This window comes from Nocardia sp. NRRL S-836, from assembly GCF_001279525.1.
In the GTDB taxonomy this organism is placed as follows: Bacteria; Actinomycetota; Actinomycetes; order Mycobacteriales; family Pseudonocardiaceae; genus Lentzea.
In genome coordinates, this window is sequence record NZ_LGDY01000164.1 from 149504 (window position 1) to 158033 (window position 8530).

General features: G+C 69.7%; 11 protein-coding genes. 5 read left to right on the forward strand and 6 right to left on the reverse strand.

The window, feature by feature from the left end:
* Positions 1–48: 48 nt before the first annotated feature.
* The 3 genes from ADL03_RS42580 to ADL03_RS47865 all read right to left on the reverse strand — a co-directional run bounded on the left by ADL03_RS42580 (position 49) and on the right by ADL03_RS47865 (position 1809).
* Positions 49–918, reverse strand: coding sequence for a PHP domain-containing protein (locus ADL03_RS42580; RefSeq protein WP_082374002.1), 870 nt, complete (start codon positions 916–918; stop codon positions 49–51).
* A 36-nt stretch (positions 919–954) separates the two neighbouring features.
* Positions 955–1515 carry a PH domain-containing protein gene (locus tag ADL03_RS42585; RefSeq protein WP_053739340.1) on the reverse strand — a complete coding sequence of 187 codons (561 nt, stop codon included), beginning with the start codon at positions 1513–1515 and terminating at the stop codon, positions 955–957.
* Positions 1516–1590: 75 nt separating this feature from the next.
* Positions 1591–1809 carry a hypothetical protein gene (locus tag ADL03_RS47865; protein WP_090053152.1) on the reverse strand — a complete coding sequence of 73 codons (219 nt, stop codon included), beginning with the start codon at positions 1807–1809 and terminating at the stop codon, positions 1591–1593.
* 102 nt (positions 1810–1911) lie between these two features.
* On the opposite strand from ADL03_RS47865, the gene ADL03_RS42590 reads away from it, so the two are divergent.
* On the forward strand, positions 1912–2304 hold the full coding sequence (locus tag ADL03_RS42590) for an NUDIX domain-containing protein (protein WP_082374010.1): 393 nt from the start codon (positions 1912–1914) through the stop codon (positions 2302–2304).
* A 29-nt stretch (positions 2305–2333) separates the two neighbouring features.
* On the opposite strand, the gene ADL03_RS42595 is transcribed toward ADL03_RS42590, so the two are convergent.
* Complete coding sequence (locus ADL03_RS42595) at positions 2334–3329, reverse strand: DUF2332 domain-containing protein (protein WP_053739341.1); 996 nt, start codon at positions 3327–3329, stop codon at positions 2334–2336.
* A 16-nt stretch (positions 3330–3345) separates the two neighbouring features.
* Entirely contained in the window at positions 3346–3852 is a 507-nt protein-coding gene (locus tag ADL03_RS42600; protein ID WP_053739342.1) for a MaoC family dehydratase, read from the reverse strand.
* A 295-nt stretch (positions 3853–4147) separates the two neighbouring features.
* Between ADL03_RS42600 and corA the strand changes: the two genes are divergently transcribed.
* Positions 4148–5218, forward strand: coding sequence for a magnesium/cobalt transporter CorA (gene corA, locus ADL03_RS42605; protein ID WP_053739362.1), 1071 nt, complete (start codon positions 4148–4150; stop codon positions 5216–5218).
* A 140-nt stretch (positions 5219–5358) separates the two neighbouring features.
* Positions 5359–5736: a hypothetical protein gene (locus ADL03_RS42610; protein ID WP_053739343.1), complete on the forward strand. Its 378-nt coding sequence runs from the start codon at positions 5359–5361 to the stop codon at positions 5734–5736.
* Here the strand turns inward: ADL03_RS42610 and ADL03_RS42615 are convergent.
* Entirely contained in the window at positions 5720–6799 is a 1080-nt protein-coding gene (locus ADL03_RS42615; protein ID WP_053739344.1) for a DUF2332 domain-containing protein, read from the reverse strand. The two genes, ADL03_RS42610 and ADL03_RS42615, sit on opposite strands and share 17 nt — an antisense overlap.
* A gap of 64 nt (positions 6800–6863) precedes the next feature.
* Here ADL03_RS42615 and ADL03_RS42620 point away from each other — a divergent pair, with 64 nt between their 5' ends.
* Both ADL03_RS42620 and ADL03_RS42625 read left to right on the forward strand, forming a co-directional pair.
* The gene (locus tag ADL03_RS42620) at positions 6864–7535 is read left to right on the forward strand and encodes a metallophosphoesterase (protein WP_053739345.1); all 672 of its coding nucleotides are present in this window, start codon (positions 6864–6866) and stop codon (positions 7533–7535) included.
* Positions 7525–8385: a ParB N-terminal domain-containing protein gene (locus ADL03_RS42625; RefSeq protein ID WP_053739346.1), complete on the forward strand. Its 861-nt coding sequence runs from the start codon at positions 7525–7527 to the stop codon at positions 8383–8385. The genes ADL03_RS42620 and ADL03_RS42625 overlap by 11 nt, the downstream gene beginning before the upstream one ends.
* Positions 8386–8530: the final 145 nt, after the last annotated feature.

Here is an 8530-nt window from a genome sequence, read left to right on the forward strand (position 1 = left end):
ACCAGCAGCGTGATCGACGCCTCGATGAAGAGCCGCAGGTTGAACACGTCAGGCACCGCCCTGTCCCACGAGGATCTTGCCGCCCGTCGCGCGCTCGGCCAGAGCGTCCAGCATTTCCGGCGCCGTCGTCTCCGCGCCGAGCCGGACCGTCTTGTTCGTGCCGTGGTAGTCGCTCGACCCGGTGACGACCAGGCCCAGCTCGCCGGCCAGCGACCGCAGCGCGGCGCGGGTCTGCGGGTCGTGGTCGGGGTGGTCGACCTCGACGCCGGCCAGGCCGACCTCGGCGAGGTGCCGCACGACGTCGGGTGACACGACCGGGCCGCGGGAACGGGCGAAGGGGTGGGCCAGCACCGTCACGCCGCCGGCCTCGGTGATCATCTCGATGGCGCGCTCGACGGGGGTGTCCGTGCGGCCCACGTAGTAGGCGCCGCCGGTCAGGAACGTCGCGAACGCCTCGTCCACCGACGACACGACCCCGGCGCGGATCAGCGCCTGCGCGAGGTGCGGGCGACCGGCCGGCGCGTCGAAGGGCAGCCGCTGCATCAGGTCGACCGGGTCGATCGGGAAGCCGTCGGCCTGCATCATCTCGGCCATCTTCTGCAGCCGGTGCCGCCGCTCCTGCCGCAGCCGCGACTGCTCGACCATCAACGCCGCGTGCGTCGGGTCGTACAGGTAGGCCAGCAGGTGAACGGTGATCGTGCGGCCGTAGCCGTCAGGGCACTCGCACGACAGCTCGGCACCGCGCACCAGGCGCAGGCCGGGCGGCAGTGCCGCGACCGCCTCCGCCCACCCCGCCGACGTGTCGTGGTCGGTGAGCGCCACCGCGTCGAGTCCCGCTCGGGCCGCCGCCCTCACCAGCTCGGCGGGGCTGTCGGTGCCGTCGGACTCGGACGAATGGGTGTGCAGATCGATGACCACGTCGTCCAGTGTGGACGACGTGGGGCACGGCCCGCCTTACGGGACCATCTTCTTCCCGCGTGCCGCCCGCTGCGCCTTGATCATCGAGAACCGCTCGGCCTGGGCCTTCTTGTCGCCGAAGGTCAGCTCCGAGATGGCGTCGTAGACCTCTTCCGGGTCGGGCAGGAACTCCAGGCGGTTGAGCGCCTGGATCTGACCGGCCGACTCGACGATCAGCGTGCCGTAGCCGAACATGCGGCCACCCACGGTGCGTTCGTAGGTGAGGTCGGTGACCTTGCTGATGGGCATCATCGCGACCTTGGTCTCGAAGACGCCCGACGTCAGCATGAACCGCTTGTCGGTCACGACGATGCGCTCGACCCACCACTCGATGATGAAGTAGGCGCACCGCAGCAGGACCAGCAGCGCGCCGTACCACAGCACGTTCTGGATCACGCCCGCGTTGGCCGGGAGCAGGTACGAGATCATCATGAAGCCGGCGAGCAGCGCCGCCGCTTCGAGCACGTCCCAGATCAGGTACGACCAGTGCCTGCGCACCCGGATGACCCGACGCTCACTCGACAGCAGGTAGTCGTCTGGATCACGTGGTGCGAACATGCGCTACCAGCCCTTCCCGGTACCAGCCAGTGCCCTGTCTGCCCTGCTCCTGGCCTCCCAGCGGGAGCCGGGAACCTAGAACAATTGTCGCACGAAGGTGATCAGGGCCTCAGCCGCAGTTCGCAGCGAGTTGAGGATGTTCTGCACCAGTTGCGCTGCCTGCTGCGGCTCAGCGATGAGGAAGAACAGCAGCAAGGCAATACCGGCGAAAGTGAGGATCTTCTTCAAGTTCACGGTGTCCACCCCGTCCGCGTTCGCACCCGTTTGGCGCCGTTCGTGACCGTTGTACAGCACGAGTCGGCGCCTTGGGAGATTTGTACCGCAGCTGGGGTAGTCGACTGCACCGCCGTTCCGGTGTGACTACGCTTCGTGATCGTGACAGCGAGCAGCGAGCGGGTGATCCGTTGTGTCGGCGGCGTCGTTCATGACTCGAACGGACGACTACTGCTCGTGCGACGGGCCAACGCACCAGGTGAGGGCCTGTGGTCGATACCGGGTGGCCGCGTGGAGCCGGGTGAGACGGATGAGGCTGCTGTGACCAGGGAACTGCTGGAGGAGACCGGACTCGTGGTCACGGCCGGTCACCTCGTCGGCAGCGTCGAGCGCCCGGCTCCGGACGGGGTTTTCGTGATCTACGACTACGAGTGCCAGGTCAGGTCGGGTGTGCTCCGCGCGGGCGACGACGCGGCGGATGCCGCCTGGGTGGACAGTGCGACGTTGGCCACACTGCGGACCGCCGAAGGGCTCGTGGAAACGCTCTCCGGCTGGAACTGCCTGCCCAGGACCTGATCAGGGTTCACGCGATCGGGGAACCGGGCCTACTGCCAAACGAGACGCTGCCCGTGGGCCTCCGTCGTCGCTAAAGTCGTGCTCGAGACCTCGCCGTCACGCACTCGGATGAGCCGCACCTCACGCTCCTCATGCGCCGCCCACCAGGAGTCCCTGTCCAAAGCGGACAATGCGGGCACCAGGTCGAGCCCCGATCCGCTGGTGACCACCACGAGGGGGACGTCGATCGGGTCGGCGGCCTTCGCGAGGTCGGCCACCGGGTCACCGGCGACCAGGCGTGGCGGGTTCTTGCGCAGCACGCCCGAAGCGACGCCGAACAGGCGCAGCCGCTCCGGCTGGTCGGCCCACACACAGGCCTCCAGCCACGCGTACGCGTCCTCGTCGGCCAGATCGGCGGGCGCCACCCCGATACCCGCCTTCGCGGCCACCTTGACCGTCTTGGGCAGCTTCGGCAGCACCGCGCCCGGTGCGAGCTCCAGCGCGCAGTGCAGCCCCAGCGCGGCCTTGGCGGGCCCGGCGACGACCTGGCCGGCCTCCGCGGTCTGGTAGCGGTAGGAGTACTGGTCGAGCCCGAGCAGCAGGCCCGCGGTCGTGGCGGCCTCGACGAGCCCGATCGGCCCGCCCGCCTGCTTGGCCGCGGCGGCGACCGCCGGGTAGAGCAACGCGGCCCGGCGCACCTCGTTCGCCTGGACCACCTGCGTGGCGACCAACGCGCGCACGCGTTCGGACCGCTCCAGCAGGAAGTCTCGGAACAGCGGCCACGTGTTCTCGTCCGCGCCGTAGGTGCCGCCCAGCGACGGGTAGTAGTTCGAGAGCCGGTGGAACGGTTCGGCCTGCACGAGCCGATGTGCCGCCGCCAGCAGGAGCTCGCCCGTGGCGCGCTCCTCACCGGCGGCGGTCAGCAGATCGGCGACCTCCGGATCCTCCGCCGCGCGCGACGCGAGGTGCTCGTAGAGGGGCGAGATGCCGGAAGCCTCCCGCGCGAACACCCGCAGCCGCTGCTGAGCGAGATCCAGAGAAGTCACGTCACTACCCCCACGATCAGTCGGATGCAGGTTCGGGGCGCCCCGGCTGCTCGCCGCCACGAGCGTCACCGTAGGACTTCTTCGGCACCATGACCTTGCGGCGGAAGATGCACACGACCGTGCCGTCCTGCTTGTACCCGCGAGTCTCCACGTACACGACGCCCCTGTCGTCCTTGGACTTCGACGGCGTCTTGTCGAGCACCTCGGTCTCGCCGTAGATCGTGTCACCGTGGAACGTGGGCTTCACGTGCCGCAGCGACTCGATCTCCAGGTTGGCGATCGCCTTGCCGGAGACGTCGGGCACGGACATGCCCAGCAGCAACGAGTAGACGTAGTTGCCCACGACGACGTTCTTGCCGAAGTCCGTGGTCTTCTCCGCGTAGTTCGCGTCCAGGTGGAGCGGGTGGTGGTTCATGGTGAGCAGGCAGAACAGGTGGTCGTCGTACTCGGTGACCGTCTTCCCCGGCCAGTGCTTGTAGACCGCGCCGACCTCGAACTCCTCGTAGTACCGACCGAACTGCACCGCGCCTCCAGCTACGTGTGATCGAGATCTGTCCCAGGTGGGGAGACAGTCTGAACAGAGAGGGAGTACCCTCGGCAACCGGTGTGTGAGGATTTCCACCACCAGCGACCTTCGCCCCGAGGAGGTGAGGACCCCTAAATGAGCAAGGACCCCCACCCTGCCAGTACCAAGCGCGTCCTCACCGAGGTGGCCCGCTAGATCGTTCCAGTTCTAGTTCGCCGAGTTTCGCCCCGGTCTGGACGCCCGTCGTGCTTTTCGTGCACTCGAACGACGTGTGGCCCTGGAGGAACTCACCATGCCCAGCCTGCCCTCGATCCGCGGCCGTGGCGCGCAGCAGCGCCCGACGCCGCACATCTCCGTGCCGTTGTCGCACTACGTGGTCGACTGCGCGGTCTACGTCGACGGCAAGCGTTTGCCCGGCCGCTGGACGCACACCGACGCCGTCAAAGAGGTGCGCAAGCGCAAGGACGGGTTCGTCTGGATCGGCCTGCACGAGCCGGACGAGGAGCAGATCCAGGGCATCGCCGAGACGTTCGGGCTGCACGAGCTCGCCGTCGAGGACGCGGTGCACGCCCACCAGCGGCCGAAGCTGGAGCGGTACGACAACACGCTGTTCATGGTCTTCAAGACCGTGCGCTACGTGACGAACGAGTCACCCGACACCGCCAACGAGATCGTCGAGTCCGGCGAGATCATGGTGTTCCTGGGCAAGGACTTCGTCATCACCGTGCGGCACGGCAACCACTCCGGGCTCTCCAGGCTGCGCCACGTGCTGGAGGACGACCCGGAACGGCTGGAGATCGGCCCCGCCGCGGTGATGCACGCGATCGCCGACCAGGTGGTCGACAACTACCTCGAGGTCACCGACCACATCGAGGACGACATCGACCGCATGGAGGAACGGGTCTTCGCGCCGCGCACCGAGGTGAGCGCGGAGCAGATCTACATGTTCAAGCGCGAGGTCGTGGAGCTGCGCCGCGCGGTGATGCCGCTCGCGAACCCGTTGCGCCGCTTGGCCGAGGGCTACACGCCGCTGATCCCCGAGCAGGTGCGCGCGTTCTTCCGCGACGTCGACGACCACCTCACCGAGGTCTCCGAGCGCGTCACCGCGTTCGACGAGCTGCTGACCACGCTGGTCGACGCGACGCTCGCGAAGATCACGTTGCAGCAGAACACCGACATGCGCAAGATCACCTCGTGGGTCGCGATCATCTCGGTGCCCACCATGGTCGTCGGTGTGTACGGCATGAACTTCGACTACATGCCCGAGCTGAAGTGGAAGTTCGGTTATCCCCTGGTGATGAGCCTGGTCCTCATCGCCTGTCTGACGCTCTACCGAATATTGCGCCGAAATCGCTGGCTCTGAGTCCGGGTTTCGCACGCTTTCTTCGTCGTAGAAGGGCTTCGTCATGACCAGGCTGCTGACCAACATCCGGTTCTGGATGCTCGCGTTCCTGCTCTGCTGGATCACCACCGTGTTCGTGCTGATCTCCGGAACGCCCTGACGTGCACCGCCGGCTGCGCAACCTGCGCTTCTGGATCCTGGTGTTCGCCGTCGGCTGGCTCACGATGGTCGTCATCGCCATCGCGAGCTGGCCGCACCCCGGTGAGGACACCCCGGAGGAACTGGCCGCCGAGGTGACGTCCGCCTTGCGCGCCAACGACTTCCACAAGCTGCAGCCGTTGCTCGCCGTCGGCGGTGAGGACGTCGCCAGGTCGACGGTCGAGCACTTCTCGACCGCGCGCGTCGACGACGGCTTCTACCGCGACGGCACCATCGTCGTGCAGTTCAGCCGGGACGGCACGCGCTCGGAGTTCAAGGCGCCGGTCGAGGAGCGCGACGGCCGGTACGTGGTGAACCTGGTGGTCACTCCCACGGGGTGACGTTCCAGGTGAAGGGGGTGCCGTGGCCCTCGCCGACGCCCAGCGACAGCGAGATCCCGGCCGGCCACAGCTTGAGCATCAGCGCGAACCTGTGGTCGACCTCCCGGCGCGGCTCGAACACCAGCAGCGCCAACGGTGCCGTGGGCGTGGCCTTCGCCGCGGCGTCGGCGAGCACGGCGCGGCCCATCGCCCGGTCGGCCGGCGAGACGTACTGCCACACCACGGAGTGCCACACGACCGTGAGCACGTCGCGTTCGGCACGCGCGAGCTGCCGGGCCAGCCACTCCGGCCCCGCCGACCGGTCCACCGGCACCGGATCGGCCGCCGCCAGCTCCAGCGCGGCGCGCAACCGCTTCCACCGGTCGAGCTGGTCGGCCCAGACGAACGAGCTGAGGTGCAGCCGGCCGTCCGCTGTGGACACGTCGACCGGGTCGAGGTCGCAGCCGGCCCGGCCGACGACGCGCAGCCGGTGCGTGAGGTCGGCCGGCGGCAGTCCGGTCCACCGCGGGTCGAGCACGAGGGGGCTGCCGGGGTCGCCGAGCACCGTGCCGTCGCCGAGCCGGTAGCCGACGCGGTGCGGCCGCAGGTTGAGCCCGCCGCTCGCGCCGACCTCCAGCAGCCGCACGCAGAACGGCACCTGCCGGCCCGCCGCCCTCGCCGCCTCCTGCGCGGCGACCAGCAGGCCGCCGTAGAGGGGCGCGCTGCGGCCCGGTTCGTTCGTCTGCACGACCGTGGCGCCGACGCGGTGCCGCAGGACGTCGGCGTGCTCGGTGAGGGCCGGCAGCGCGTCCTCCCACAGCCGCGGCAGGTCCGGCCGGCCGCCGACGGACGGGTAGTGCTTCGCGAGCGCGGGCGCACGCCCTTCGAGCACGAGGCGGTGCACGGCGCCCGCGAACCGCAGGCCGGGCACGGTGCCCTCGCGGTCGCGTTCGGCGCCCGCCATGATCCGGGCCGTGACACCGCCCGCGGCGAGGTCGGCGGCGGCGTCGGTGAGGAGTCGCTGGGTCAGCGGACTGCGGTCGCGGCAGATGTCGGCGGCCGCGGCGAACAGCTCGGCAAGCACGGCGTCGACGCTAGTGGCAGCGCTGTCCCGCGTCATCCGGACCGGACGTCATTACGCTGCTGGAATGCCTCGAATCCTGGCGGTGGCCGACGAAGTGGTCGAACAGCTGTGGACCGATCAGGTGCACCAGCACTCCGGCGTCGACCTCGTCGTGGCCGCCGGCGACCTCCCGTTCGACTACCTGGAGTTCCTGGCCAACGCCCTGGACAAGCCGCTGGTGTTCGTCCCCGGCAACCACGACGCCGACCTGTCCGGCTACTCGAACGTGCGCGGCCTGTGGACCAAGGCGGGCGTCCCGGTCCGCTGGCCAGGTCCACCCGGTGCGGTGAACGCGGACGAACGCGTGGTCGACGTCGCCGGCCTGCGCATCGCCGGTCTCGGTGGTTCGATCCGCTACAACAAGGGCCCCAACCAGTGGACGGAACGGCAGCAGGCCCGCCGCGCCCGCCGGGTCTCCCGGCTGGCGGGCTGGCGCAGGCTGCGGGACGGACGTGGCGTGGACGTGCTGCTGACCCACTCACCACCGCGCGACTGCGGCGACGAGCCCGACGCACCCCACCGCGGCTTCTCCTGCCTGCACGGCCTGGTCTCGCGCCTGCAGCCGGCGTTCCTGCTGCACGGCCACATCCACCCGCACGGCGTCCCGCGCCCGGACCGCCACCTCGGCGGCACGCGCGTGGTCAACGTCGTCGGGCACAAGGTGCTGACGATCCCCGGAGCTCGCGATGAGACGTGACACCGGCTTCCCCCTCGCCGACGCCGAGAACGACTTCGTCCGCGCCCGCCGCCGCCAGGTGATGTCCCGGCTGGCCGCCTGGCTGCGCCGCGAGCCGGACGACGTGAACATCATGCTGCCGTTCCACGAGGTGGTGGACGCCCTCGGCATGGTGTCCGAGAAACGCCTCGGCCTGCAGAACATCCGCCTGGACTCGATCGTCGGCAGCGTCGACCGCGGCCGCGACTTCGACCGCCGCTTCCGCCCCACCTCCGGCCGCGTGCGCGAACGCTGGCAACGCCTCGCCCTGGCCGCCCGCCGCGGCGAGAACATCCCGCCGATCGAGGTGTACCGCATCGGCGAGCTGCACTTCATCATCGACGGCCACCACCGGGTGTCCGTCGCCCACGCCATGGGTCTGTCGACGATCGACGCCTACGTGACGCAGGTGATCACGCGCATCAACTCGGCCGGCATCCGCTACCGCGGCGACCTGATCGTGAAGGACTACCGCCGCCTGTTCCTGGAGCGCGTCCCGCTGACCGGCGAGGCCCGCGCGGCCGTGATCCTCTCCGACCCGTGGGACTACGCCGAGCTCGGCGAACACGTCGAGGCCTGGGGCTTCCGCCTCTCGCAGGACGAGGGCGAGTTCCTCGACCGCGGCGTCGTCGCCCGCCGGTGGTACCAGGAGGAGTACCGGCCGGTCGTGGCGATGCTGCGGCAGGCGGACATGATCGGAGACCGGACCGAGACCGAGGCCTACATGTGGGTGGCGGCGGAACGGTACCGGCTGATCAGGACGCACCGCTGGGACGCGGATGTGATCAACGCGGTACGGGCGGAGACGCGCTCGCAGGGCCGCACTCGCTGACGCGCGACTGCCGGGCGGGCACCGCTCGGTGGCCGACGTGCCGCCTGGGACCGGCATGCGCCGCTGCCAGGCGCGCACCACCCGGTGGCCGACGCACGGCCCGGGACCGGCATGCGCCGCTGCCAGGCGCGCACCACCCGGTGGC

Excerpts from the sequence above, each read along its gene's own strand:
- ADL03_RS42585 (WP_053739340.1), bottom strand. The coding sequence starts at position 1,515 with ATGTTCGCACCACGTGATCCAGACGACTACCTGCTGTCGAGTGAGCGT.
- corA (WP_053739362.1), top strand. The coding sequence starts at position 4,148 with ATGCCCAGCCTGCCCTCGATCCGCGGCCGTGGCGCGCAGCAGCGCCCG.
- ADL03_RS42620 (WP_053739345.1), top strand. The coding sequence starts at position 6,864 with ATGCCTCGAATCCTGGCGGTGGCCGACGAAGTGGTCGAACAGCTGTGG.
- ADL03_RS42625 (WP_053739346.1), top strand. The coding sequence starts at position 7,525 with ATGAGACGTGACACCGGCTTCCCCCTCGCCGACGCCGAGAACGACTTC.